Source organism: Streptomyces sp. NPDC059009, assembly GCF_042740175.1.
Lineage (GTDB): Bacteria > Actinomycetota > Actinomycetes > Streptomycetales > Streptomycetaceae > Streptomyces.
This window is the reverse complement of record NZ_JBHYJB010000047.1, coordinates 66928-93016: the sequence shown is the minus strand read 5'-3', so window position 1 is coordinate 93016 and position 26089 is coordinate 66928. Positions and strand designations below refer to the sequence as shown.

The following is a 26089-nucleotide window of genomic DNA, read 5'->3' as shown; positions in this document are numbered from 1 at the left end:
ATCTGGTCGCGGGCCATCTCCACACAGTCGTCCCAGCGGCCCTCCAGCATCGCCTCGCGGAACTTCTTGCTGCCGTTGGCGTTGGTGCGCTCGCCAATCGCCAGGTAGGAGGTGTCCTGGCGGAACGGAACCGTCTGATACAGCGAGGCGGCGCCGGGCTCGGGGCGCGGGTCACGGGTCGTGGGCTGCACCCCGCGCACGCGCTCGACCACCTGGCGCAGGTGCTCGGGCGTCGTGCCGCAGCAGCCGCCGATGAGGGAGAGGCCGTATTCGCGTACGAACGTCTCCTGGGCGTCGGCGAGTTCGGGCGCCGTCAGGGGGTAGTGCGCGCCGTCCTTGCCGAGGACGGGCAGGCCCGCGTTGGGCATGCAGGAGAGCTGGACCTGGGCGTGCCGGGCGAGATAGCGCAGGTGCTCGCTCATCTCGGCGGGACCGGTGGCGCAGTTCAGGCCGATCATGTCGATGCCGAGCGGTTCCAGGGCCGTCAGGGCGGCGCCGATCTCGGAGCCCAGCAGCATGGTGCCCGTCGTCTCGACGGTGACCGAGCAGATGAGGGGGAGGTTGGCGCCGGTGGCGTCGAGGGCGCGGCGGGCGCCGAGGAGCGCGGACTTGGTCTGCAGGAGGTCCTGGGTGGTCTCGACGAGCAGCGCGTCGGCGCCGCCCGCGATCATGCCCTCGGCGTTGGTCTGGTAGGCGTCGCGCAGCGTGGTGTACGGGGCGTGGCCGAGGGTCGGGAGCTTCGTGCCGGGGCCCATGGAGCCGAGGACCCAGCGCTGCTGTCCGGTCTTCTCGGTGAACTCGTCGGCGACCTCGCGGGCGATGCGGGCGCCGGCCTCGGACAGCTCGAAGTTCCGCTCGGGGATGTCGTACTCGCCAAGGGCGGAGAAGTTCGCGCCGAAGGTGTTGGTCTCCACGCAGTCGACGCCGACCGCGAAGTACTCCTCGTGCACGGAGCGGACGATGTCGGGGCGCGTGATGTTCAGGATCTCGTTGCAGCCCTCCAACTGCTGGAAGTCCTCCAGACTCGGATCCTGCGCCTGCAGCATCGTGCCCATCGCACCGTCGGCCACCACCACACGCGTGGCAAGGGCCGTGCGCAGGGCGTCCGTTCGTGTGGCCGCCGTCATCAAGTTTCCTCTCGGGATACCCCCGGCCTTAGCCGGGGAAGGAACGACGCTCCTGCGGAGCAGGGCAAGGAGCGGGGTTTCGCCGCCAGGGCGGAAGACCGTGCCCTGACCCGCAGATTTGATGTTTCACATGTAACGCAGCTAGTTTGTGAAGCGTGGCGGCCACTCACGTGAAGCGGGCTTTCAAGTACCGCTTCTATCCGACCGATGCGCAGGCAGCCGAGCTGTCGCGCACGTTCGGATGCGTGCGGAAGGTCTACAACATGGCGCTGGAGGCCCGCACAAGGGCCTGGCAGCAGAGCGAGCGAGTCAACTACAACGCAACTTCCGCGATGTTGACGGCGTGGAAGAAGACCGAGGAACTGGCCTACCTGGCCGAGGTGTCCTCCGTTCCTCTGCAACAAGCGCTGCGGCACTTGCAGGGCGCGTTCGTGAACTTCTGGGAGAAGCGGGGCAAGTACCCGCGCTTCAAGTCGCGGAAGAAGTCGCGCCGCTCGGCGGAGTACACCAGCTCGGCGTTCCGGTACCGGGACGGGAAGCTGACCCTGGCCAAGATGCGCGAGCCGCTGGATATCCGCTGGTCCCGGCCTCTGCCCGAGGGGATGCAGCCGACCACAGTGACGGTCTGTCAGGACTGTGCGGGACGCTGGTTCGTCTCCGTGCTGTGCGAGGACCCGACTGTGAAGCGGCTCCCGGCCACGGATACGGCGGTCGGAATCGACGCCGGTTTGGAACACCTCCTGACGCTCTCGACGGGCGAGAAGATTGCAAATCCGAGGCACGAGCGCAAGGACCGGGCTCGGCTCGCAAAGGCTCAGCGCAGCCTCGCGAAGAAGACGGAGGGGTCGGCGAACCGGGACAAGGCCCGGCGTAAGGTCGCCAAGATCTATGCTCGCATCGCTGATCGCAGGCGTGACCACCTGCACAAGGTCACAACGAGACTCGTGCGTGAGAACCAAACGTTCGTGATCGAGGACCTGACCGTGCGCAACATGGTCAAGAACCACTCCCTTGCCCGTGCTATCAGCGACGCTGCCTGGCGCGAGTTCCGGAGCCTTCTGGAGTACAAGGCAGCTTGGTACGGGCGAGAGGTCGTGGTCGTGGACCGCTTCTTCCCCTCCTCTAAGCTGTGCCACGTCTGCGGCACCTTGCAGAAGAAGATGCCGCTGCACGTGCGTACGTGGACGTGCGACAGCTGTGGTACGACCCATGACCGGGACGTGAACGCAGCTGTCAACCTCAAGGCCGCCGGGCTGGCGGTCTCTGCCTGTGGAGCTGGTGTAAGACCTCAACGGAGTTCTCCGGGCGGGCAGTCGGCGACGAAGCAGGAAACCCACGGGGCGACCCGTGGAATCCCCCGCCCTTAGGCGGGGGAGGAAGTCAAGAGACACCCGCCAGGCAGGGCTCGATGTCCCGTGCGGCCGTGCTGCCGTAGACCCGGTCGATGCGGGCGAGCAGGTCCGTGGCCAGCAGCTTGTACTCCTGGGTGCCGACCGACTCCAGCGCCACCGTGGCCAGGGCACAGCCCAGTTGGGCGGCCCGCTCGGGCGGCAGCCGCCGGGCGAGTCCCGCGAGGAATCCGGCCCGGAAGGCGTCCCCGACCCCCGTCGGGTCGGCGGCCGCGTCCGTCGTGACCGCGGGGATGTCCCGGCGGGGCACGTCGCGCGACAGGAGGGAGATGCCGTCGGCGCCGCGCGTCACGATCCAGGTGCTGACGCGGGCCAGGACGTCGGCCTCGCTCCAGCCGGTGCGCTCCTGCAGCAGCGCGGCCTCGTACGCGTTGGTGAACAGCCAGGTGGCCCCCTCGACGAGGGCGCGAGTCTGGTCGCCGGAGAGGCGGGCCAGCTGCTGCGACGGGTCGGCCGCGACCGGGATGCCCAGGCCGTGGGCGGAGGCGGTGTGCCGCAGCATGGCCTGCGGGTCGTCCGCGCCGATCAGGACGAGATCGAGTCCCCCGGTGCGCCAGTGGGCGTCCTCCAGGTTGATCCGCACGGCCTCGGCCATGGCGCCCGCGTAGAAGGTCGCGATCTGGTTCTGGTCGGTGTCCGTCGTGCACACGAAACGGGCCGTGTGCAGGGACTCGCTGACCCGCACCGCCTCTGTGTCCACCCCGGCCTCGCGCAGCCGGCTGCCGTACTCGGCGAAGTCGAGGCCCGCGGCGCCCACCAGGATCGGCCTGGTGCCGAGACGGCCCAGGCCGAAGGCGATGTTGGCGCCGACGCCGCCGTGGCGGATCTCCAGGCGGTCGGCGAGGAAGGACAGGGACACCCGCTCCAGCTCACCGTCGATCAGCTGGTCGGTGAAGCGGCCGGGGAACACCATCAAATGATCGGTCGCGATGGAACCGGTCACGGCGATACGCACGACGTTTCTCCTTGAACCTGGTGGGGCGGCGACGCGCACCATGAACAGCGGCAGGGAACCGTGCCCGCCCCGGCGGCGCGAGGCGGGCCGGGGGGCCCGGGGGGGCACGGCGGTCGGACGGGCCCGGGGGCCTGTCGGGTGGGTCGGGGCCCTACAGCCCGGCGGCCGCGCGCAGCGCGTCGACGCGGTCCGTCCTCTCCCAGGTGAAGTCGGGGAGTTCACGGCCGAAGTGGCCGTAGGCGGAGGTCTGCGCGTAGATGGGGCGCAGCAGGTCCAGGTCGCGGATGATCGCGGCCGGGCGCAGGTCGAAGACCTCGTCGATGGCCTTCTCGATCCGGTCCTGGGCGACGGTGGCGGTGCCGAAGGTCTCCACGAACAGGCCGACCGGCTCGGCCTTGCCGATGGCGTAGGCGACCTGGACCTCGCAGCGGCGCGCGAGCCCGGCGGCCACCACGTTCTTGGCGACCCAGCGCATCGCGTACGCGGCCGAGCGGTCGACCTTGGACGGGTCCTTGCCGGAGAAGGCGCCGCCGCCGTGCCGGGCGTAGCCGCCGTACGTGTCGATGATGATCTTGCGGCCGGTCAGGCCCGCGTCGCCCATCGGGCCGCCGATCTCGAACCGGCCCGTCGGGTTGACGAGCAGACGGTAGCCGTCGGTCGCCAAGTCGGTGCCGCTCTCGGCGAGTTCCTTGAGCACATGCTCGACGACGTACTCGCGGATGTCCGGCGTGAGCAGCGACCCCAGATCGATGTCGCCCGCGTGCTGCGAGGAGACCACGACGGTGTCGAGGCGCGTCGGAACGCTTCCCTGGTACTCGATGGTCACCTGGGTCTTGCCGTCCGGACGCAGATACGGGACGGTCCCGTCCCTGCGGACCTCGGCGAGCCGGCGCGACAGGCGGTGCGCCAGCGAGATCGGCAGCGGCATCAGCTCGGGCGTCTCGTCGGTCGCGTACCCGAACATCAACCCCTGGTCGCCGGCGCCCTGTTGGTCCAGCGCGTCGCTCCCGTCCGCCGTGACCCGCTTCTCGTACGCCGTGTCGACGCCCTGTGCGATGTCCGGGGACTGCGCGCCGATGGAGACCGACACGCCGCAGGAGGCGCCGTCGAAGCCCTTGGCGGAGGAGTCGTAGCCGATGTCGAGGATCGCCTCGCGCACCAGCGTGGGGATGTCGGCGTACGCGGTGGTGGTGACCTCTCCGGCCACGTGCACCTGGCCCGTGGTGATCAGGGTCTCCACCGCGACGCGCGCCGCGGGGTCCTGAGCGAGGAGCGCGTCCAGGACGGCGTCGCTGATCCGGTCGGCGATCTTGTCGGGGTGGCCCTCGGTCACGGACTCGGAGGTGAAGAGCCGAGCAGTCATGCGGTTCTCCCGTTGGCGGCGTCGAAGGGGCGTGCGTACTGGTGGTGTGTGTACCGATGCTCTGGATCGGGCCGGGCGCGGGGCAACGGTGATCGGTACCGGTGTGCCGAAAGCGGCAGCGCGGGGCTACCTCCTTCGACGCATCTCAGCGCCGCGGCGGCGAGGGCAGGTCGCGCAGTTGCTTCAGCTGGCCGCGCCGGACATCCGTGCTGAACACGAGGAAGTCGGCGATCACCGCGAGCTGTTCGGGGGAGTAGCGGCGGGCGAGCTGTGTGTCGAGGTCGTCCCGGAACGGGGCGGTGAGCCCGTCGGCGCGGGCGGATGCCTCCGCGGTGGGGTGCACCACGACCCGGCGCCGGTCGTCGCGGCGGACCCGGCGGACGAGCACACCGCCGCGCTCCAGGCGGTCGAGGAGCGCCGAGACACTGCCGGGGGTCCGGCCGAGCCGGGCCGCGAGCAGGCCGGGGGAGACCTCGTCGTCGGTGCTGCGGAGGAAGTCCAGACAGCGCAGATCGGTCTCGTTCATCCCCATGAGCCGGGCCACTTCGCGGTCCGTCGCGTCAGCCGTGGCCCGGTACTCCTGCTCCGTGTCGCGCAGCCCCGGTCCGGACTGCGGTGCTGTGCCGTCCATGTGGTGCTCCCCTCCTGGAGATGCTGAAGGTTCCGAAGGCCCTGCCGGATGCGCGGGATACGCCGGATGCGCTGCTTGTGCCGCTTGTGCCGCCATCCGTCAGTCCGCCACCGGCAGTACGGCGATGGCGCGCAGTCCGCCGCTCTCGCCCGGCCCCAGTTCGAGCCGGCCGCCCGAGGCGGTGAGCAGGGCCGCGGCGATCGTCAGGCCGAGGCCCGTGCCCCGGCGGCCCTGCCCCGAAGCGCCGCGCCAGAACGGCTCGCTGGCGTGGGCGATCTCCTCGTCCGTCATGCCGGGCCCCTGGTCGGCGACCTCGACACAGACCGCCTGGCCGCTCTCGCGCACGACGACATGGACCGCGCCGCCGTCGGCGGAGACGTGCAGCGCGTTGTCCAGGAACACATCGAGGGCCTGCTCCAACGTGCCGCGGACCTGAACTCCCGTACAGGCGACGCCGTCCAGGCCGAGCCGCACCCCGCGCGCCCCGGCCAGCGCCGACCAGGCGTCGACCCGGCCCGCCGCGACGCCGAGCGCGTCGACCGTCTCGGTCGGCGGGCTGCCCCGGTCGATGGCCCCCCAGGCAAGGACCTGCTCCAGTACGTCCCCGAGCCGCTCCACCTCGTGCAGGATGCCGCGGACCTCCCGCCGGGCCCGGTCGTCCGCCGGGCCGAGCAGATGGTCCTGCAGCAGTTCGAGCCGCAGGCGTACGGAGGACAGCGGGCCGCGCACCTGGTGCGCGGCCGCCGCCGCGGCGGACGGGGAGCCCTCCGCGGGCAGCGGCGGCGCGTCGACACGGGAGACGGGGGACGAGGGGGAGAAGGGGGACAGCGGGACGGCGGCGTGGGGGACGACGGACATCGCGGGCCCTCCCGGCTCAGGCGTACACGGCGTCAGGCACCGTCACCCGGTAGCCGACACCGCGGACGGTCTCGATCCATTCCGTGCTGCCGAGCTTGGTGCGCAGCGAACCCACGTGGACGTCGAGCGTGCGGGTGGAGCCGAACCAGTTCTCGTCCCACACCCGGGCCATGATGTCCTGCCGCTCCATCACCGTGCCGGGCTGCTCCATCAGCATCGCGAGCAGGTTGAACTCCTTGCGGGTGACGCGCACTTCGGTGTCGTTGAGGAAGACCTTGCGGGTGCGCGGGTCGAGGCGCAGCGGACCGGCGCGCAGCGGGCCGCCGTCGTGGGCGCCGTGCTGCTCCGGCTCGGCGGGGGACGGGGGCACGGATGGTGTCGCCACCGGCGCCGGGAACGGTGCCACCGGCGCCGGTGACGGAGTCGGTATCGGAGCCTGAGCCGGTATCGGGGCGGCGGGGGGCGCGTCGGCCGCGGCGTGCTGGGAGCAGCCCGCGGTGCGTCGGGTGACGGCCTGGATGCGGGCGATCAACTCGTAGCGGCCCACGGGCTTGGGCATGAAGTCGTCCGCCCCCAGGTGCAGCGCCATCACCCGGTCCAGCTCCTCGGTGCGCCCGCTGAGCGCTATCACCGGCACGCACGACCGCTCGCGGATGCGCCGGCACACCTCGTGCCCCTCCAGGTCGGGCAGGCCGAGGTCGAGCAGGACGAGTTCGGCGCCGCCGAGCTGCCCGAGCGCCTCGGTTCCGGTGCAGACCCGGTGCGGATGGTGGCCGTGGACCTCGAGGGTCTGCTCCAGTGCTTCGGCGACCCCGTCGTCGTCCTCGACGATCAGAACGTTCATCGATCCGTGCCTCCCGTCGGCGGAGCCCTGCGCGCCCCGCGGCGCCCTCAGCCATTCACATACTTGTCGAACGGTTTGCTCTTTCACTTGATAGCAAGCCAGTCGACCGGTCTTCAATAACGGAGGGCCGTCCGGCACCCAGGGAGACACGGGCCGATGTGTCTTTAGGGGCAGGGCGACGGGCGCGTCCGACCCTTAACAGGGCCGCGGCGGCGTGATGTTGACGCTCTCCGCGAGGCCACCGGTAGGGTGCGCGAGTACGTTCCGGACCCAGGAACGGCGTGGACCAGGGGGAGTTGGGCTGGTCGGAAGGGGGGTGAGCGGGATGGCGACGGGGCGTGGCACACGCAGTACCGCGGCCGCTCTGCTCGAGCGCCGGACCCAGGAGGTGCTGAGCGCCTACGAGGCGTCCCTGCACAGCACGGACAGCTCGCTGCTCCGCGAGGAGCCCAACGCGACCCGGTACGTGGCCGAGGCCCGGCAGATACTCGCCCATGTCATCGCCGAGCTGCGGCGCGGAACGTACCTGCCGAACGGTACGGAACCCGCCCCCGAGGTCCCGCCGGGCGGCCCGCGCACCCACCCCGTCGAATCGGGCCGGGCGGCGGCCGCCCTCTTCGACGCCGTGACCGTCGTCCTGCTGGGCGTGCCCGAGGACGACCGGCCCTCCAGCGCCGAGACCGCGGTCCTCTTCTCGCTCCTGCACCGTCAGATCGTCGCCCGGCACACGGCGCGCTCCGTCGCCCACATCGGCTATCTGCTGGAACGTCTCCGCAGCGCCCACGACGACGAACGGCGCCGGATCGCACGGGAGTTGCACGACGAGGTGGCGGGGCAGCTGGGCTCCGTGCTCAACTCGTTCGAGCTGCACGACCTGTACGAGGAGAGCGGCCGCGACGAACTGGCCCGCGAGAAGGTCGGCTCGGCCCGCGACATCGTGCGCACGTCCCTGGACAGCCTCCGCGACGTGATGACGGGCCTGCGCCACCGCGTCGACACCGAACCGCTGCGCACCGGGCTCGCCCGCGACCTGGAGGAGCTGGGCGGCGGCGGTGAGGTGCGCATCAGCGTCACCGGGGACGAGGCGCGGCTGCAGCCCGGGGTCGCCGAGGAGCTGTTCCTGATCATCCGTGAGGCGCAGCGCAACGCGCACCGCCACGCGCGCGCGAAGCTCATCACCGTGACGGTGCACGTGGCGCCGGGGGAGGTGCGGGGTGTCGTGGAGGACGACGGCGTCGGCTTCGACCCCCGGACCACGGCCCCGCGCGGCCACAGCGGCATGCTCTCGATGCGGGAGCGGGCCGAACTCCTCGGCGGCAGCGTCGCCGTGGAGTCCAAGGCGGGCCGGGGCACCCGGATTCTGGTCTTCGTACCTTTGAGGGGGACGACAGGTGGCGACGGCACGTAGGTCCGTACGCGTACTCATCGCCGACGACCACACCCTGTTCCGCGAAGGCATCGGTGAGATCCTCACCGCGGCCGGCGGCATCGACGTGGTGGGCGCCGCCCACAGCGGGGAGGACACCTGCCGCAAGGCGGCCGAACTCCACCCGGACGTCGTCGTGCTCGACGTCGAGATGCCCGGACAGGGCGTGCGCGAGACGCTTCCCCAACTGCGCCGCGTCTCCCCGCACTCCAGGATCGTCGTCCTGACCATGCACGACGACGTGGTGCTCGCCCGCGAGCTGCTCGCCCTCGGCGCCAACGCCTACCTCGTCAAGGGCTCGACCCGGCACGAGCTGCTCTCCGCGATCCACAGCGTCATCGTCGACCGCGGACCGGGTCATGTGATCCTCTCCGTCTCCCAGCAGGGCCTCGACCGCGTCGGCGACTCCCCGGGCGAGATCCTCTCCGCCAGGGAGCGCGAGGTCCTGTGCCTGACCGCCGAGGCCCTGAGCAACTCCCAGATCGCGCGCAGACTCTCCATCGCCGAGGGCACCGTGAAGCGCCACCTGCGCAACATCTACGGCAAACTCGGCGCCGTCTCCCGCCTGGACGCCGTCAACAAGGCGGTGGCGGCGTCCCTGATCCCGGCGCCGAAGAGGCGCGGCGAGCGCTGAGCGGGCCGGGTCAGGGCGGGCCGGGTCAGGGCGGGCCGGGTCCGAGCGGGTCGGATCTGAGCGGGTCGGATCTGAGCGGGCCGGGCTCTCACAGCCCCAGATCCAGCTCCAACTGCGGCTGCAGCGCTCCCTCGTGGGTGAGCAGCGCCTCCTTGCGGGCGATGCCCGCCGCGTACCCGCGCATCGAGCCGTCGGCGCCGATCACCCGGTGGCAGGGGCGCACCAGGAGCAGCGGGTTGGCCCCGATCGCCGCGCCCACGGCGCGGACCTCCTCGCGCTCCACCCCGAGCCGCTCGGCGAGCGCCCCGTACGTCGTGGTCCTGCCGTACGGGATGGTGTCGAGGGCCTGCCAGACGCGCTGTTGGAACGCGCTGCCGCGGGCCGCGAACTCCAGCTGGAACGTGGTGAGTTCACCAGCGAAGTAGGCCCGGAGCTGGTGGACGGCCGCACCGAACGCCGCCGGTGCCCGCTGCCAGCCGGGCTCGATCCGCGGTGCGCCGCGCTGCCCCGGCATGGACAGTGACGCCAGCGCGGCCTGCCCCGGCGTGCCCGGGGACTCCTCGCCCACGAGCAGCAGTTCGCCCAGCGGGCTGTCGACGACTGTGTAGAGGGTCATGGTGGGGTCTCCTTGTCCGCGCACACCTTTCCGTGCACCCACCACTGTGGCCCTCCCACGCGTCGGCGACTGGCGGTTTTCGGACGTGGATCCGGTGCCGGTTACGCCCTCGACCGCGCCGTCAGGGGGTCCGCCGCCGGGCGCGCGGTGCGGGGGCGGGGCGCGCACGGCGTGGCCGAGCGGTGCGGCCGTGCGGCCTCGGCCGGGAGCAGGCCGGGCAGACGGCCCCCGGCGGGGTCCGCCACCGGGGCCCGGTCCGCGGTCGGCTCGCTCCGCGGCGCCGGGCGCCCGGCGCACAGCCGGCCCACCCACGCGTCGATGCGCCGTGCGTCCCCGTACGCCGTGACGATCTCGGTGTCCCAGCCGCGGATGGCGTCCGACAGGGCCCGCAGGCTCATGTCGGCGGGCAGGGGGAGCATGCCCCGCCACTCCTCGTGCGCCGACGGCGGCCAGGCCACGGCGACCGACGCGCCCTGCCGGGTGCCGGTCTCGCCCAGGCCGGCGCGCGCGGCGGCGAGCGCGCCGAGGCCGCGGCCCGCGGCCGCGCGGAGGTCAGGAGCGGCGGACCCGAGGTAGGCCGCCGCCGAGGACAGCAGGACGAAGAAGTCGAGCGGCAGAGTCGCGGTCGCCCGGTCCAGGTGGACGGCGCCGTCGAGCTCCGCCGCGAGGCCGCGCCCGAGCGGCCCGGCACCGTCGGCGGCGAGGGGTGTGTCCGCGTCGGGGCCCGCGCAGTGCAGCACCCCGTCGAGCCCGCCGAACTCCCGCTGCGCCGTGGCCACGGCCGCGAGGACGTCGGAGGCGCGGGACAGGTCCGTGCGTACGTACGTCACGTGCGCCCCGGCCCGCTCCAGGCGGCGGAACCCGGCCCGCTGTGCGTCGTCCGGGTCCTGATCGCCTGTCAGGACGAGGCGGGCACGGTGGTCGTGGGCGAGGAGGGAGGCGAGCCGCGCGCCGGCGCCCGCCGCTCCGCCGGTGATCAGATACCGCCCGCCGTCGCGGAACACCGGGCGGCGACCGGCGGCCGTGGTGCGTGTGCGCCGGTGCAGGACCCGGACGTGCCGGCCGGTGTCCGTGTACCGGACCTCGGCGAGTCCCGGCGCCTCGGCCGCGGACAGCTCGGCCAGGGCCACCTGGAGCGGGTCCCCGGCCCCCGGCGGCACCGTCTCGACGCACACGGACACCGGCTGCGTCGTCATCGGCTCCCGCTCCCCGGCCGTCGCCCGGGCCAACGCGCCGAGCACCGGGGCGAGTTCGGGCCGGGCCCGGCCGCTCACCAGAAAGGCGACGGGCAGCGGCCCGCCGTCGTGAGCGGCCCGCAGGGCGAGCAGCGCGGGAAGCACCAGCTCCATGGCGCGCCCGGGCCGGGTGGTCGCGGCCGGGAGGTCGAAGACAAGGCCCCGCGGGGCGCGACCGGCCGACCGGAGCCCGGCGAGGAACGCCGCCCAGGAGTCCGGGTCGGCGTCGACATCACGGCCGACCCGGGCCATCCGGGCGGCGCCGGGCGCCCAGGCGCGGCCGTTGTCCGCGGCGTCCACGACGAGCAGCGTCTCGCGGGCGGTGAGGGACATGGGCCCGGCCGGGGGGAGCTCGGCGGGCTCCCAGACCGTGGTGTACGTGAGGAGTTCGGCCGGTGCCGTCGTCGGCTGCCCTTCCTGGCGCAGGAGCTGGTCGGTGTCGGTGTGCGCGTCCATCGGGATTCCTCCGTGGTGCCCGCCATGCCCTGGTCATGGTCCCTCGGTGCGGTCTGCCCCGGCCTCCGAGTATGGGCGCGGAGGATTTCCGGTCAAGAAGTGGAAAAGCGTTGGGTGTTGAATTCCTGTTGCTATTTCGTTGGCCTTTCTCTGACCTCAACTACGCGCTCCACCAGTCAAGTTGAGGAGAAGGTGAAGTTCCTTTACCTGCCTCGTGCATTCCGCTTCACCTTCCCTTTGGGTGGCGCTGCGCAAAGCCTCACGTAAACATGAAGCGGCGCGCCGCCTCCTCGGCCTCCTCGAGGCTGCCGAAACCCCGGTCGCGGGCCGCCGCGGTGAGGTCCGCCGCGCCCGCGCACCGCCAGCTCCGCTCCAGGTGGACGCGGACGGCCGGGCCGGTGCGGTCCGCCCCGGCGCCGGCCTGGTCGGCCGCCGACACCGCGTCCGCGCTGTCGGCCCACACACGGTCCGTGCCGCGCAGCTCGGCGGGCACGCCGTGGAACGGTGCCGTGCCCGGCGCCTCGCGGAACGAGCGGACGAGCAGGGTGAGCAGCCGGGACTCGATGCTCAGCTGCCGCAGCTCCTTCGGGGTGAGCCAGTACGCCCACGCCTGACCGGACAGCAGGCTCGGCGCGATGCCGCGCTCACCCGCGGCCTCCAGGGCGGCGGACACCAGGCCCCGGTCGGAGCCGCGCAGCCGCTCGCCCGCGATCCTGGTCAGGGCGAACCTTCGGTAGCGGCTCGGGAAGTCCGGGGCGTACAGCTGCTGGAAGCGCAGGACGTCGCGCGCCGAGACGGTCGCGGGATGGCGGTGGGCCAGGGCGGGAAGGTGGTCGGCGCGCCAGCGCTCCAGATGCGCGGTGCGCGGCACCAGCCAGGCCGGGGTCGTGGCGAGCGGGGCGGGCCCCCCGTCCCGCGCCGCCCAGTAGAGGGCGTCCACCGCGTCCCGGTGTGTGAGGGCGCCCGTCCCGGGGTTGTCGTCGGTGAACCGACGCAGCGTCAGGGCGGCGTGACCGGCGCCGGAGGTCACCTCGCGCGCGCCTTCGACCAGGGCGGGCCAGGTCCGCCGGGTGTGGTGCAGGCCCTTGGCCACGTCGAGCAGCACGGCGGCGTCGGCAGCACCGAGGACCTCCTCGGCGACGGCGTTGGCGATGTCCCAGCGCAGATCGACCAGCGGGACCGTGCCCGGCTCGCCCCCGCCCGGCTCGCCCCCGCCCGGCTCCGGGCGGCCCGCGACGACCTCGTCGTCGGCGTCCAGGGCACCCTGGACGTACATGCCGAAGACCACGCCCACGCCCTGCATGCCGTAGGGCCACAGCTCGGCCGCGCGCAGGGCGCCGATGCCGGCGGCGCCGATGACGCGGGTGCCGCGGCTCAGCACGTCGATGATCTCCTTGTGCCGCACGGGGGTGTCCGGGCGGCCCTCCCCGTCGATGAGGACCACGGTGTCGTCCCGGTCCGGGTCCAGGGTCAGCAGGTCGCCGTGGCGCACCGGCGGATGCACCACGGCGTACGGGGCGCTCTCCAGGACCTCGGCCACGGTCATCGTGGGACCGGCGTACACATGCGTGGTCACGCGGCCACCTCCGAAGGCGCGAGATCGGGCGGTGGGGAGCCGGGACGGCCGCCGCCGAGGCCCGGGGCCACCACCTTGACCACGCTGAAGTCGTCCTCGGTGCTCAGGTCGACGACCAGCGGCGGGCGCCCGGTCACCGCCCGCAGCCGGCCCGCGAGCCACTGGGTCTCCTGGGTGTCCTCGGTGAACTCCCGCCCGGGCCCGCTGACTTCCTGCCACGGCACGGACCTGGCCGGGGCCGGGGGGACGAAGGCCGGGGCGGGCAGGTCGTCGAGGCCGCCCACGATCGCCGTGAGGCGGTGCTGCGCGGCCTTGGCCAGGGCGCGGCCGAGGGCGATCTCCGGCGAGCTGTGCAGACCGGAGCCGACGGCCGGGGCGGGGAAGCCGGCCGACCGTACGGAGCAGACGAAGTAGGGCAGGCCCCAGCGGTTGGGCACGCTCACGATCTCGGTCCGGGCGCCCGCCGCGGCGATCCGCCGCAGCACGGCCGCGCTCTGCGGGTCATCCACCGTGGTCGGGTCCACGCGCGCCGGCCGCGCGTCCGCCACGGCCCCGGCGGCCGCCCCGCAGTCCCGCTCGATCACCTCGTACAGGGCGTGCGCGACCGCCTCGTCGTAGCTGTTGCCGCCGGCCAGACCGGCGGTGGAGGCGCTCAGCAGCGGCGGCTGCCAGGCGTCGGCGACCTGGTGGTCGAGGGCGACACAGTCCCGTGGCACCAGGGCCCCGGCGCCACCGGCCACCTCGGCGGCCGACACCCAGTCCAGCGGGGTGCGCTCGCCGAGGAGGCTGCCCTCGGCATGCGGCAACTCCTCGAGCTTGTACGGGAGTTCGAGGTCACAGGCGGGGGCCCGCCGCAGCTCGGGCAGCGGGCAGGCGTACTCGGCGTGCCACCGCTCCATGGCCCCCATCACGGCGGAGATCCGGGCGAGCAGCAGCGAAGTGCCCTGGCCCGGCGAGAGGGTGAGCGACTTGGCGGCGGGCCGCACCGCCATCACCACCGGCACCCCGAGGGTGTCCAGGCCGGTGACGTCGGCGACCCGGGTGATCCCGAACGCCTCCCGCCGCGCGTCGATCGCCGCCCAGGTCTCCTCCGGACGCCGGACGCGATGCGTGCCGTCAAAATGCACCTTCTTCACGCGTGGCTCCTTCTCCCGGTCCGCGGCCCTGTGCGGGGGCGCACGTCCAGCATCGGCGCCGCCGCCCAAACGGCGTGTCACTCCTGTGCGATGGCGGCTTCAGCGCTGGGGCAAATGTGTGTGATGCCGCACCGGCGGGCGGCGGAGCGCGACGGCGCCGCGGTCCGGTCGCGAGGACCGCGGTGACGGTGCCCCGCCGCCCGCGAGGCGCTCCCTGGCGACGGCCTGCCGCACTGCGTACACCGCTCTGCGGTTTGTCTGTGTTTGCTCTGAACTGTGGCTGTTATTGGCTTTTCTACGCTGGTTCAGCGCAGCAGCGCGGCAGCCGACAGTTAAGGAACTCCCATGCAGCGAAAGCCTGTTGAGGCCGGGCCCTCGGGAGTGCCTGCGGGCGCAGCCCCCGCAGGCGCCCCCGGCAGCCCGGGGCTGAGGATCGGCGTCCTGGGGCCGCTCGAACTCCACAGCGGGGGAGCGGACCGCACTCCCTCCGCTCCCATGGCGCGCCGCCTGCTCGCGGTGCTGCTGCTGCACGCCAACCACGCCGTCCCCGTGACCGCGCTCGTCGACGAACTGTGGGACGGCACGGCGCCTCGGCGCGCCCGCCAGGCCGTCCAGACGTACGTCTACCAACTCCGCCAGGCCCTCGGGCAGTCGCCGCAGAGCGGGGCGGGCATCGAGACGCGGCCGGGCGGCTATCTGCTGCGGCTGCGGCCCGGCCAGCTCGACCTGTGGGCCTTCCAGCACGCGGTGGCCGGGGCCCGCCAGGCCCAGGAGCGCGACGACGACGCGGCGGCCGCCCGTTCGCTGCGCACGGCGCTCGACCTGTGGCGGGGGCCCGCCTTCGCAGGGCTCGAGGCGGGCCCGCTGCTCGCGGCGCGCATCGCCCAGCTGGACGACGCCCGGCTCGGCGCCCTCGAACAGCGCATCGCCGCGGACCTGCGCCTCGGGCGCCACCGCGCGGTGCTCGGTGAACTCGCGGGACTGACCCTGGCCCACCCGGGCAACGAGGAGTTCACCGCCCAGCTGATGACGGCCGCCCACCGTGCGGGCCACCGGGCCACGGCCCTCGACGCCTTCCGGCGGCTGCGCGGGAACCTCGTCGGCGAGCTCGGCATCGAGCCATCCCAGCGCCTGCGCGCCCTCCACCAGGACGTGCTCACCCAGGCGCCCGCCCTCGACCTGCCGGTCCCCGACGACCGCGGCCCATCGGCCCACCACCCCACCGGCACCCGCCCCGACCGGCCGCCCCTGGCCCATCTCCCGGCGGACACCGCCGACTTCACCGGACGCGCGGACGAGCTGCGCCGCGTCCTCGACCTCGGCAGGACCGGCCGCCCCGGTGCCGCGCCCACCGTGATCACCCTCAACGGCACGGCCGGGTCGGGCAAGACCACCCTGGCCGTGCACGCCGCCCACGCGCTCAAGGAACACTTCCCCGACGGCCAGCTGTACGCCGTGCTGCACGACGCCGACGACCGCCCGCTGGACCCGGCCGACGTCCTGCGTGCGCTCCTGCACGACACCGGCATGCGGCCCGAGGACATCCCCGAAGCGGCCGAGGGCCGGGCCCGTGCCTTTCGGACCTGGTCGGCCGGGCGGGCGCTGCTGATCCTCCTGGACGACGCCGCCGGAGCGGATCAGGTGCTTCCGCTGCTGCCCGGCAGCGGGCGCAGCACCGTCCTGATCACCTCGAGGGTGCGCCTCGGCGGGCTGCCCGGCGCACGGCTCCTCCAACTCGGGCCGCCGGCCGCCGCGGACGCCCTGCGTCTGCTCACCGGGATCACCGAGGTCACGGACCGCTTCGACGGCCTCGGCGCCGCCGCCGACGCCGACGCCGACGATGACGAGGACGACGAGGGCGAGGACGAGGTCGAGGCGATGGCCCGCATCGTCCGGCTCTGCGGCCGCCTCCCGCTCGCGGTGCGCGCGGCCGGGGAGAAGCTCGCCGCCCGGCGGATGTGGGGAGCGGCGGCGCTCGCCCGCCGGCTCGAGGACGAACACCGCCGGCTCACCGAACTCCGCAGCGACGTCTTCGACATCCAGGCCCGGCTGGAAGGCGCGCTGCACCGGCTGCCCGCCGCGGACCGGCGGTCCCTGTGGCTCCTCGCGGGCACCGGGCCCGTCTCCTTCGGACCGCGCACCGCCGCGCGGGCGCTCGGCACGGCGGACCCCGAGACGGAGCGCGTGCTCGGCGCGCTGCTCGACCAGCACGCCCTGGAGCTCGTCGGCCCCCGCCACGACCTCCGGTTCCGGATACCGGAGCTGCTGCGGCTCACCGCGCTGGCCACCGGCGGCGCGGGCACGCCCGGCCGTGCGCTCGTCGCCGTGCCCGACGTGCCCGACGACCGGTGCGCTGCCGCGCCACTGCCCGTCCGGGGCCCCGGAGTTCCGTCGCGCACCGGGCGGCGCGGGTCCGCCGCGGCCGCCAGGACCAGGGCCTTGGCCGGTGCCTGAGCGTTCCTTCACACGCCCTTGAGCGACCCCGCGCAGTCTGGGGACGTGGCGCGGATCGCGGGAACCGCCCCGGGAGCGCCGTCCGTCCTGCCGGGGCAGGCAGGACGGACGGTCGCGCTCGACCCGTCCGCGCACCCGCGCCGAACAGGCACTTGTGCGGTTCTTGAGGGTCTTCTGTGCGTCTCTTGACCCGCCGCTGCGAGTCTCGCCTTCCACCCACCCGACGGCATCGGCGGAAGGACGGAACAGTGGTCGATGACGGCCTGTCTTGCTACGACCGTGACTCCCTCGAGGACGGCGGCGGGCGCCGGAGCCGGGGGCCCGGCCGTATCCCGCTCACCCCCCTCGTCGGCCGCGCATCCGAACTCTCCGAACTGCTGCGGCTGCTGACGTCCGACGACACCGGCCCGCTCACCCTCACCGGACCCGTGGGCGTGGGCAAGAGCCGACTGGCCGCGGCGGTGTTCCGGGACGCCGGGCACCACTTCGCGCGGGTGTGCTTCGCCGAACTCGACACCCTGGACCCGCGCGGCGACGACGGCCGGGGCACCGACGGCATCGACGCGCTGCACGAGGCGGCGGCCGACGGCACGCTGCTGATCCTGGACGGCGGCACCCGGACGCGCCGTGAGGTCGCACCGCTCGTCGAGCGTCTCGCGGGCGCGGCGGGCGGCCCCCGGATCCTCACCGTCACCCCGCGCCCCCTCGGGCTGTACGAGGAACGCCGGGTGCGGCTCGACCCGCTGGCCGTGCCCACGCCCGCCGACGCCGCGGACCCGCAGCGGCTCGGCCGGATACCGGCGGTGCGGCTGCTGCTGCACCGCACCCGGTCGGTGCGCCCCGGCTTCCGGCTCACCGACACGAACAGCGCCGCCGTCGCGGAGCTGACCCGGCGCCTGGACGGGCTGCCGCTGGCCGTCGAACTCGCCGCGGCCCGGCTGAAGACGGCCTCCCCGGCGCAGCTCCTGCGGGAGCTCGACGAGTCGCCCGACGCGCTGCGCGGCACCCCCGCCGACACCACCTCACGGCACCTGACGATGGGTCAGGCCCTGGAGCAGGGCTGGCGCGGAGTGGATCCGCCGCGGCGTGGACTCCTCGCGTCCGTCGCGGTGTTCGCCTCGTCCTTCGACGCCGGGGACGTCGCCGGAACGCTGCGCCTCAGCGCGGACCGGGCGCACGAGGCGCTCGAAGAGCTCCTGGACCACAGCCTGGTCGCGGGCGAGGAACAGCCCGACGGCGGCCTGCGCTTCCGGATGCCGGGACTCGTGCGCGCCCACGCACGGGCGTTCCTGACCCGGCGCGGCGCCTGGGACTCGGTGTGCCGGGACCACGCCGCACACCTGCTGCGGCAGGCGCCCACCGCGCTGCCCCTGCCCGGTGGCGGGCCCGCCGAAGACGCGGACTCCGACGGTGTGGACCCCGACGGCGTGGACTCGCTGTCCCCGCGCGAGCGCGAAGTGGCCGTGCTCGTCGCCGACGGCCTGACCAACCGTGAGGTGGCGCGACGGCTCGGCATCGCCGAGTGGACCGCCGTGAACACCTTGCGCAAGGTCATGCGCAAGCTCGGCTGCGCCTCCCGGGTGCAGGTCGCCAACCGGCTGCGGCGGACCCGGGAGCAGCACACGGCCGCGTAGCGCGACTGCCCCTCGTGGCGATGGGGCAGCTGCACGGCTGCACGGCTTCACGGCACAAGCTCCGCGAGCGCCGCCCGCAGCCACTGCTCCGGCGGCAGCGCCACCGCGCCCTTGCGCAGCCGCTCCAGACGGGCCGCCCGCTCGGCCGCGGGCAGCGCGAGGCCCTCGCCGATGGCCTCGGCCAACTCCCCCACGTCGAAGGGGTCCACGAGACGGCAGCCCTCGGCGAGATCGTCCGCCGCACCGGCGTGCCGGGACAGGACGAGCGCCAGGTCGCGGCGGCTGACGACGGCCCCCTCCTTCGCCACGAGATTCATGCCGTCCCGTACCGGGTTGACGACGAGCACGTCCGCCTGCGCCATCGCGGCGAGCCCGCGCCCGAAGTCGTTGTGCGTCTCCAGCAGAACGGGCCGCCAACTCGCCGTACCGTAACGGCCGTTGATCTCCTCGGCGAGCCCGGTGACCTGCCGCGCGAGGGTGCGGTAGGCGGCGAGCTCGGCGCGCGAGGCATAGGCGAGCACGAAGTGCGCGACCCGGCCGTGCTGTTCGGGGTGGAGCTCCAGGAAGCGGGCGAAGCCGCGCAGGCCGCGCAGGATGTTCTTCGACGGCTCCATCCGGTCCACCCGCACCACGAGCCGGACGTCCTCGCCCACCGACTTCCGCAACTGCCGCTCATGCGCGCGGACATCGGCGGCCGCGGCCCGCTCCCGCAGCGCGCCCTCGTCCACCCCGACCGGGAAGCAGCGCACCCTCGACCAGCGCCCGTCCGCGCCCCGCACCGCCCGCCGCTCCCGGTCGACGGCGAGACCGAGCCGTTCACAGCAGCCCAGGAACGCCTGTGCCCAGCGCGGCACGAGGAAGCACACCAGGTCCGCGCCGAGCAGCCCGCCCACCAACTCCCGCCGTACATCGGCCGCGAGCACCTCGAAGCGGTCCGGCTCGGCCCAGGGCGTCATGGTGAAGTGCGCGCTGCGCACGTCGGGCCGCAGCGCCCGCAGCCGGCGCGGCGCGAGGGACAGGTGGTAGTCCTGCAGCAGCACGGCGCCGCCGGGCGCCGCGGCCTCGGCGCACGCCGCCGCGAAGCCGTCGTTGACGCGCCGGTAGCCCGCCCAGTGCGCGCGCGGGTCCGCCCCGGACGCCGGCACCGGCAGATGATGCTGCACGAACCACAGCAGCTCCGTGGAGACGGCGCCGTAGTAGCTCGCGTAGTCCTCGGGGTCATGGGCGAGGAGCCGCACCCCGATCTCCCCCTCGGGCAGATCGACGGCGTCCAGCCGCCCCGCGGCCCGTAACTCCCGTGCCGCCGTACGGTCCTCGTCCGTGAGCGCGCTGGCCACCCACACCCCGCCGTGCGAGGCGAGCGCGGGGCCGAGGACGGCTATCAGCCCGCCCGCGCCGCGCTGCCGCACGACCCGCCCGTCCGCGTCGCGCCGCCGCTCCACCGGCCCCCGGTTGGCGGCGATCACCAGCCGCGCGCGCCCCTCCCGGCCCATGTCCATGTCCCTTCCCCCTGCCTGGATCCGCCGTCGCGCGCAAGCGCCGTAGACCCTCCAACTGCCCATGGCGGAGCGGGAGTCATCCATTCCTCAGCCATGGATCGAGAATTTATCGACCCTTCCTACGCTCGGCGCGACCGGATCCGGAAACCCTCATCCGCGAGGTGCCGTATGAGCTTCACCGGTGATGCCGAGCCCGCGTGTACCACGGCTGTGCGGCCGCAGGACGTGCCCGCCCGGAGCCTGAACGCCTTCCGCGACTATCTCGCCGTACGGGACCGCACGATCGGCCTGCCCCGGCAGGAGGCGCGGAGCCTGATCGACGGCCGCACCGTCGTGATCACCGGGGCGGCGGGCTGCGTCGGCCGGGCCCTGCTGCGGGAGCTGGCGCCGTACGCCCCCCGCCGGGTCGTCGGCATCGGGCTCGAGGAACGGCCGGACCTGCCGGACGGGGTCGAACACGTCACCCTCGACATCCGCGACGCCGACGCCCTGACGGCCCTGCTCGTCGACCTCCGCTGCGACCTGGTCTTCCATCTCGCCGCCCAGCGCGACCCGGGCCTGGCCGAGCGGGAGGTGGCCCGCACCGTCACCACCAACGTCCTCGGCACCCGCAACGTCATCGACGCGTGCGCGGCCGCCGGGACCGGGCGGCTGGTGTACGCGTCCACCGGCAAGGCCCTGCGCCCCTACACCAGCGACGTCTACGCCCAGTCCAAGCGCACCGGCGAGTGGCTCGTCGCGGACGCGGCCGCCCGCGGTGCCGTGGCCGCCTCGGCGGTGCGCTTCACCCACGTCGTCGACAACGCCATCGTGCTCGACCGCTTCCGCACCTGGTGCCGGGCCGACGAGCCGCTGCGGCTGCACGACAAGGACACGGTGTTCTACGTCCAGTCGGCCCGCGAATCGGCCCAGTTGCTGCTCACCGCGGCGCTCGCCCCGCCCGACGACACGTTCCGGCTGTACGCCATCCACGACCTGGGCTGGCCGGTGGCGCTGCACGACCTCGCGCTCGGCGCGGTCGCCGAGTCGGGCCGCACCGGGCGCATCGAGGTCGTCGGCCACGAGCCGGGCTACGAGAAGCGGCCGTATCCGGGCCTGTACGACCCGCGCCACAGCGGCGACGTGAGCCCCCTCATCAACGGTCTCGAAGCACCCACGGTGGTGCCGGCGCCCGTCGGCGGCGTGGACTGCGCCGTCGGCCGCGCCGCCCTCACCCCCGAACTGCGCGAGAGCTACGCCCACTTGGCGTGGGTCTGCGCCCGCACCACCCGCCAGGACGAGATCCGCGGAGTCTTCGACGCCCTGGCGTGGAGCCTCCTCGGCCACGCCGTGGCGACCGCGGACCCCGCCTCCGTACTCCGTATCGCCCGTCTCACCGAACCCCACCGGCCGTCCATGAGCGATGAACACCTGCGCGTCGACGGCCTGATCCGCAAGCACGCCGGACTGTCGACGGCCCCGGACGAGGCCGCTACCCGAGGGAGCGACGATGCGACCGACGCCTGAGCCCGCAGGGGCACCGACCATCACGGGCGGGGCGGCCACGCGCACCACGCCGCCGCCCGCCGCGGCGGGCTCCCGCCGGGCCCCGCAGCTGCGGACGCTCCTTGTGGCCCAGGCCATCGGCGCCCTGGGCCTGTCCGCGGGCGGCACCGCGGGACCGCTGATCGCCGGGGACATCATGGGCTCCACGGCGCTCACCACGCTGCCGCTCGGCCTGCTCGTCCTGGGCACCGCCGGATCGGCGCCGCTGACCACGGCGCTGATGCGCCGCCACGGCCGCGCCGCGGGGCTGGCCGCGGCCTACGCGGTGGCCACGGCCGGGGCGTTGCTGGTCATCGCCGCGGCGGCCACCGGCAGCGCCGCGCTCCTGCTGTTCGGCAGCTTCCTGCTGGGCACCGGCAACACCGCGGTGATGCTCGGCCGTTATGTGGCCGCCGACGCCGCGCCCGCGGCCGGTGCCGGGCGCGCGGTGAGCACCGTGATGACCGCGGTCACCGTCGGCGCCGTCATCGGGCCCGCTCTGATGGGTCCCGCCGAGGTGCCCGCCCGCGCCCTGGGCCTGCCCGGGGCCACCGGCCTGTTCCTGCTCGCCGCACTCAACTTCCCCACCGCCGCGATCGTGACCCTGCGGCTGCAGCTGCGGCTGCGGCGCACCACGGCCCACACGCCCCGCAGCGCCGCGCCCGCCGCCGCCCCCCGTCCGGCCCCGGGCCGTCGCGGCTCCCGCGTGCCCCTGCCCGCCCTGGCCGTGATGGGCTGCGCCAATCTGACGATGGTCACGGCGATGGCGGCCGCCCCCGTGCATCTGCACGCCCACCACTGGACGCTCCAGATGATCGGGGTGCTGGTGGCCGGGCACGTGCTGCTGATGTTCGGCCCCTCCGCGCTGACGGGCCGCCTCAACGACCGGGTCGGCGGCGGGCTCACCGCGCTGTGCGGCGCGACCGTCCTGCTGATGGCGCTGCCCCTGGTGGCCCTCGCGTCGACGATCCCCGCCTGGGCCACCGTTGTGGGCATTCTGCTGCTCGGCCTGGGCTGGAACACCATCCTCATCAGCGGCAGCGCGCTGGTGGTGCAGCGCACCCCCGCCGAGTACCGGCACCGGGCCGAGGGCCTGGGCGAGTCGGCCATGGGCCTGGGCGCGGTCCTGGGCACCGTGGCCCTCGCGGGACCGCTGATCGACGCCGGCGGCCTGCCGCTGCTGTGTCTGGTGCTCGGCGCCGTCACCGTCCTGTCGGTCCTGCCGCTCCTGAAGGAGATACGGGGGTGACGGCGGCGTACGAGGAGAGCGACAGCGCACCTGAAGCGGTCCTCTTCGACTACTCGGGCACCCTCTTCGACGACACCTCGGTCCTGACCCCGGACCGTCTGGCCGCCCAGTGCGCGGCCCGCGGACGACAGTTGACGCTGCATCAGGCAGCGGAGCTGGTCACGGCCGTCCAGCTCACCGTCGACTCCGCCGAGGGCCGGGCCCGCCGCGCCGAGGCCGATCTGTCCCCGGCCCTGCACCGTGGCGCCTGGACCGAGCTCGCCCGCACGGCCCCCGGCAGCGACGCACTGATCGCGGACGCCTTCTACGCCTGCGTCACCGCGGTCCGGGCCTGGCGCCCCTACCCCGACACCGGGCCCGTCCTCACGGCCCTGCGCCGGGCGGGCACCCCGGTCGCCGTGGTCAGCAACACCGGCTGGGACATCCGGGGTTCCTTCGCCGCTGCCGGTCTCGCCGGCCTGGTCTCGGCCTTCGTGCTCTCCTGCGAACTGGGCACCCAGAAACCGGACCCGGCGATCTTCCTCGCGGCCTGCGACCGCCTGGGTGTGGCCCCGGGGCGGGCCCTGATGGTCGGCGACGACCCGGACAAGGACGGCGCCGCGGCGGCCGTGGGTCTCGCGGTCCGCATCCTGCCCGCGGACCGGTCCCTCGGCCGGCCACGCGGCCTGGCCTCCGCGTTGCCGCTCAGGGCCAGTCGATCTCACCGTCTCCGTTTCCGTTCCCGCTGACGGGCAGCGGGTTCGCGGGCGAGGGGGCGGTGGTGGCTGTGCACATGGCGTCTCCCGACAGAGAGTCCCGGAAAGGAAAGTAGCTCACAGGCCAGCTTTCGGCGCCGCACAGCCAGCTGGCAAGCCTGTTTGTCAAGAATTGCGGGCACCGTCACGTCCCTTGCGTAGGATTGACCTGGCTCTGATGTGCCGGATCCTTGGCAAAACTATTGCCTCTCGAATGCAGAGAAGGTTAAGATGCCCAGGTCCTGGCCGCGGGTTGCGGTCAAGGCCGCAGACAAGAGCGATGGCAGGACTCACATGACAGCAGAGACGTCCTTCGGAGCACGCCTCAAGGCACTGCGCCTGCAGCGCGGGCTGTCCCAGGCCGCCCTCGTCGACGGAGAGATCTCCACGGGCTATCTGTCCCGCCTCGAATCGGGCGCGCGCCAGCCCACGGAGCGGGTCATCACCTACCTCGCCAAGCGGCTGGACGTGGACCGTTCGGCGTTCTCGGCCCCGTCCGCGGGCGGCGGCGGCAGTGCGCTGACCCGGCACCTGAGCATCGCCGCCTCCGCGGGCGGCGACGAGGCCGTCGAGGACCTGATCGGCGCGCTCGCCGCCGGGGGCGATGAGGAGCCCCTCGTGCGCTGGCAGGCGCTGTGGCTCATCGCCGGGTACCGCCGCCGCCGCGGCGAGCGGGCCGAGGAGCAGGAGTGCCTCGAAGAGCTGGCCCGGATCGCCGACGAGCTGGAACTGCCCGCGCTGCAGTGCCGCTCCAGGACGCAGCTCGCCCGCTGCCTGCGCGCACGGGGAGACGTCACGCGCGCGCTCGGGCTCGCCGTGAGCGCGTACGGGGAAGCGCGGGAGGCCGGCCTCTCCGCGTCGGACACCGGCACGGCGCTGCTGGCCCTGGTCTCGGTCGAGGTGGAGAGCGGGCGGCTGCCGGACGCCTGGGAGCACGCGCGAGAGCTGGTCGAACTCGTCGGGGACCGCGGCGACACCCTGCGGGTGGAGGCGCTGTGGTCGGCGGCCACGGTCTGCTCGCGCCGCGGGGACGACGAGGCGGTGCACGCCTATCTGACGCAGGCCATGCAGGCGCTGGACAGCCGCGACGACCCGGTCCTGTGGGCCCGGCTGCGCCTTGCGGCGGCCTCCCTGTACCTGCAGTCCAGGCCCGCCCGCACCAAGCAGGCGCGGGCGTGTCTCGCCCAGGCGGAGAAGGCGCTCGCGATCGTGGGAACGCCGGTGCAGGAGCAGGAGCTGCTGGTGCTGCGGGCGCATCTCGCGTTCGAGGACGGCCGGTACGAGGACGCCAGGGCGGCCTACGGCGCGGTGGACTTCGACCAGCTCGTGCTCGCCTACCGGGACCGGATCCGGCTGCAGACGCTCGATGCCCAGCTGCTGATCGTGGAGGGCAAGCAGAAGCAAGGGCGCGCCCGGCTCAAGGAGTTGGGCGACGAGGCCCGCCGTGCGTCCAACCTCGACCTGGCCGCCGAGATCTGGCGGGTCCTGGCCGAGACGCTGGAAGCCGCCGGCACCCGCTGACCGCGCCCCCGTTCAGCGCCACCCGGCACCGGCCGGCGCCGAGACCTTCACGGCGACGCGCTCGGCCTCGCGCAGCACCGCCTCGCGGTACCGCTCGCTGAGCGAGGCCACCGGCGGCAGGACCCGGCACTCGTCGGCGTCCCCGGCCTCGTACGGCAGCGCGAAGCCGGTCAGCGGCAGCACCGTCATGGGCAGCCGGCCGTCGAAGAGGGCGGCCACCTCGGGCACCGGCGTCCCGGTCCTGGTGTCGATGGCCGCGCCGACGGCGATCACGCTCCGGCCGTCCGCCGTGCCGCGCACCACACCCAGCGCGTGGCCGGGGCCGAACCGCCCTGCCGCCGCGGCCAGTTCGGCGCTCACCTCCGGCAGCACCCGGTCCGTCTCGAGCCAGCCGAAGGCGAGCGCAAGCTCCAGGTCGAGGCGCGGCCACTTGGCCAGGTAGTAGCGGTTGTTCCGCTGCGCCTCGCGCCCGTTGTCGGTGAGGCTGCGCGCATGGGGCAGATGGAGACCGTAGACCTCCTGGCCGAGCACGATCGGCGTCCCGGTCCGCGCCACCCGCAGCGCCCACTCCTGGTCCTCCGGGCCCCAGCCCGCGAACCCCTCGTCGTAGGTCAGCCCGTGCTCGCGCACGGTCCGGGTGGTCACGGCCACCAGGCCGCCGCGCGCGTACACCCAGGGGAAGCGGCCGAACGCCGAGGTGAGTTCCGGGGCCCAGCGCCGGTCCATGACGACGTGGTCCTGCGCCTCGATCCGCGCGAGCACCTCGCGGTAGTGGCCGTACGGGGCGAGCTCGACCTCCGCGACCTCCTCGTCCTGGACGTCGTCGTAGCCGATCATCTGGCCCACGACGCACACGTTCTGCCGGTGGGCGTAGTGCCGGTCGTGGAGGTTCTCCAGGAACCGCGTGGGCAGCACCATGTCCGCGTCCAGGATGAGCGTCACCTCGCCGTGGACATGGCGCAGCGCCAGGTTCCTGGCGCGGGACAGGTTCCAGTCGTCCGCGCAGAGCACCGACACGAGGGTGAGCCGGTCGGTGAACTCCTGGCACAGAGAGGCGAATTCGGGCGCGTACTCCATGGCGCCGATGAGGACTTCGAACCGGTCCTTCGGCATGGTCTGCTCGGCGAGCGACGACAGGACAAGGCGGAGATTGTCCAGTCGCCGCTTGTACGGGATCACGATGCTGAACGTCACGTCATTATCCATGA

21 protein-coding genes are annotated in these 26089 nt (G+C 73.7%); 9 read left to right on the top strand and 12 right to left on the bottom strand.

The genetic code is table 11. The features are described 5' to 3' along the window. The coding region (locus ACFWYM_RS36690) for a homocysteine S-methyltransferase family protein (RefSeq protein WP_384847160.1) at positions 1 to 1127 on the bottom strand (1127 nt) is incomplete at its 3' end. 155 nt (positions 1128 to 1282) lie between these two features. On the opposite strand from ACFWYM_RS36690, the gene ACFWYM_RS36685 reads away from it, so the two are divergent. Beyond that, positions 1283 to 2494, top strand: coding sequence for an RNA-guided endonuclease InsQ/TnpB family protein (locus ACFWYM_RS36685; RefSeq protein WP_384847158.1), 1212 nt, complete (start codon positions 1283 to 1285; stop codon positions 2492 to 2494). A gap of 13 nt (positions 2495 to 2507) precedes the next feature. Here ACFWYM_RS36685 and ACFWYM_RS36680 read toward each other — a convergent pair whose 3' ends face one another. The 5 genes from ACFWYM_RS36680 to ACFWYM_RS36660 all read right to left on the bottom strand — a co-directional run bounded on the left by ACFWYM_RS36680 (position 2508) and on the right by ACFWYM_RS36660 (position 7187). Continuing rightward, positions 2508 to 3491 carry a carbohydrate kinase family protein gene (locus tag ACFWYM_RS36680; protein ID WP_384847156.1) on the bottom strand — a complete coding sequence of 328 codons (984 nt, stop codon included), beginning with the start codon at positions 3489 to 3491 and terminating at the stop codon, positions 2508 to 2510. Positions 3492 to 3642: 151 nt separating this feature from the next. Then, entirely contained in the window at positions 3643 to 4854 is a 1212-nt protein-coding gene (gene metK, locus ACFWYM_RS36675) for a methionine adenosyltransferase (RefSeq protein ID WP_384847154.1), read from the bottom strand. 145 nt (positions 4855 to 4999) lie between these two features. After that, positions 5000 to 5485, bottom strand: coding sequence for a MarR family transcriptional regulator (locus ACFWYM_RS36670; protein ID WP_384847152.1), 486 nt, complete (start codon positions 5483 to 5485; stop codon positions 5000 to 5002). A gap of 99 nt (positions 5486 to 5584) precedes the next feature. Next, positions 5585 to 6343 (bottom strand): sensor histidine kinase, encoded by a 759-nt coding sequence (locus ACFWYM_RS36665; protein WP_384847150.1) that lies wholly within the window; start codon positions 6341 to 6343, stop codon positions 5585 to 5587. Positions 6344 to 6359: 16 nt separating this feature from the next. Then, positions 6360 to 7187, bottom strand: a complete 828-nt coding sequence (locus tag ACFWYM_RS36660; protein ID WP_384847148.1) for a response regulator transcription factor — start codon at positions 7185 to 7187, stop codon at positions 6360 to 6362. Between the two features lie 325 nt (positions 7188 to 7512). On the opposite strand from ACFWYM_RS36660, the gene ACFWYM_RS36655 reads away from it, so the two are divergent. Next, positions 7513 to 8595 carry a sensor histidine kinase gene (locus tag ACFWYM_RS36655; RefSeq protein ID WP_384847146.1) on the top strand — a complete coding sequence of 361 codons (1083 nt, stop codon included), beginning with the start codon at positions 7513 to 7515 and terminating at the stop codon, positions 8593 to 8595. Beyond that, positions 8579 to 9247: a response regulator gene (locus ACFWYM_RS36650; RefSeq protein ID WP_384847144.1), complete on the top strand. Its 669-nt coding sequence runs from the start codon at positions 8579 to 8581 to the stop codon at positions 9245 to 9247. Before ACFWYM_RS36655 ends, ACFWYM_RS36650 begins: the two co-directional genes overlap by 17 nt. An 88-nt stretch (positions 9248 to 9335) precedes the next feature. Here the strand turns inward: ACFWYM_RS36650 and ACFWYM_RS36645 are convergent, their stop codons facing one another. The 4 genes from ACFWYM_RS36645 to ACFWYM_RS36630 all read right to left on the bottom strand — a co-directional run bounded on the left by ACFWYM_RS36645 (position 9336) and on the right by ACFWYM_RS36630 (position 14266). Continuing rightward, positions 9336 to 9863, bottom strand: a complete 528-nt coding sequence (locus ACFWYM_RS36645; protein ID WP_384847142.1) for a methylated-DNA--[protein]-cysteine S-methyltransferase — start codon at positions 9861 to 9863, stop codon at positions 9336 to 9338. A 101-nt stretch (positions 9864 to 9964) separates the two neighbouring features. Then, positions 9965 to 11554 carry an SDR family NAD(P)-dependent oxidoreductase gene (locus tag ACFWYM_RS36640; protein ID WP_384847140.1) on the bottom strand — a complete coding sequence of 530 codons (1590 nt, stop codon included), beginning with the start codon at positions 11552 to 11554 and terminating at the stop codon, positions 9965 to 9967. Positions 11555 to 11813: 259 nt separating this feature from the next. Next, on the bottom strand, positions 11814 to 13130 hold the full coding sequence (locus tag ACFWYM_RS36635) for a TfuA-like protein (RefSeq protein ID WP_384847138.1): 1317 nt from the start codon (positions 13128 to 13130) through the stop codon (positions 11814 to 11816). Continuing rightward, a complete protein-coding gene (locus ACFWYM_RS36630) occupies positions 13127 to 14266 on the bottom strand; it encodes a YcaO-like family protein (RefSeq protein ID WP_384847137.1) in 1140 nt (379 codons plus the stop codon). Before ACFWYM_RS36630 ends, ACFWYM_RS36635 begins: the two co-directional genes overlap by 4 nt. 345 nt (positions 14267 to 14611) lie before the next feature. On the opposite strand from ACFWYM_RS36630, the gene ACFWYM_RS36625 reads away from it, so the two are divergent. Beyond that, complete coding sequence (locus ACFWYM_RS36625; RefSeq protein WP_384847135.1) at positions 14612 to 16720, top strand: BTAD domain-containing putative transcriptional regulator; 2109 nt, start codon at positions 14612 to 14614, stop codon at positions 16718 to 16720. A gap of 248 nt (positions 16721 to 16968) precedes the next feature. Beyond that, positions 16969 to 18354 carry a LuxR C-terminal-related transcriptional regulator gene (locus ACFWYM_RS36620; protein WP_384847133.1) on the top strand — a complete coding sequence of 462 codons (1386 nt, stop codon included), beginning with the start codon at positions 16969 to 16971 and terminating at the stop codon, positions 18352 to 18354. A 47-nt stretch (positions 18355 to 18401) separates the two neighbouring features. Here the strand turns inward: ACFWYM_RS36620 and ACFWYM_RS36615 are convergent, their stop codons facing one another. Continuing rightward, positions 18402 to 19853 carry a trehalose-6-phosphate synthase gene (locus ACFWYM_RS36615; RefSeq protein WP_384847131.1) on the bottom strand — a complete coding sequence of 484 codons (1452 nt, stop codon included), beginning with the start codon at positions 19851 to 19853 and terminating at the stop codon, positions 18402 to 18404. Between the two features lie 168 nt (positions 19854 to 20021). Here ACFWYM_RS36615 and ACFWYM_RS36610 point away from each other — a divergent pair, with 168 nt between their 5' ends. From ACFWYM_RS36610 to ACFWYM_RS36595, 4 genes are all read left to right on the top strand, one after another. Continuing rightward, the gene (locus ACFWYM_RS36610; RefSeq protein WP_384847129.1) at positions 20022 to 21359 is read left to right on the top strand and encodes an NAD-dependent epimerase/dehydratase family protein; all 1338 of its coding nucleotides are present in this window, start codon (positions 20022 to 20024) and stop codon (positions 21357 to 21359) included. Then, positions 21343 to 22626 (top strand): MFS transporter, encoded by a 1284-nt coding sequence (locus ACFWYM_RS36605; RefSeq protein WP_384847127.1) that lies wholly within the window; start codon positions 21343 to 21345, stop codon positions 22624 to 22626. The genes ACFWYM_RS36610 and ACFWYM_RS36605 overlap by 17 nt, the downstream gene beginning before the upstream one ends. Then, positions 22623 to 23354, top strand: coding sequence for an HAD family hydrolase (locus ACFWYM_RS36600; protein WP_384847125.1), 732 nt, complete (start codon positions 22623 to 22625; stop codon positions 23352 to 23354). Before ACFWYM_RS36605 ends, ACFWYM_RS36600 begins: the two co-directional genes overlap by 4 nt. A 300-nt stretch (positions 23355 to 23654) precedes the next feature. Then, on the top strand, positions 23655 to 24881 hold the full coding sequence (locus tag ACFWYM_RS36595) for a helix-turn-helix domain-containing protein (RefSeq protein WP_384847123.1): 1227 nt from the start codon (positions 23655 to 23657) through the stop codon (positions 24879 to 24881). Between the two features lie 12 nt (positions 24882 to 24893). Here ACFWYM_RS36595 and ACFWYM_RS36590 read toward each other — a convergent pair whose 3' ends face one another. After that, on the bottom strand, positions 24894 to 26087 hold the full coding sequence (locus ACFWYM_RS36590) for a glycosyltransferase (protein WP_384847121.1): 1194 nt from the start codon (positions 26085 to 26087) through the stop codon (positions 24894 to 24896). Positions 26088 to 26089 lie beyond the last annotated feature (2 nt).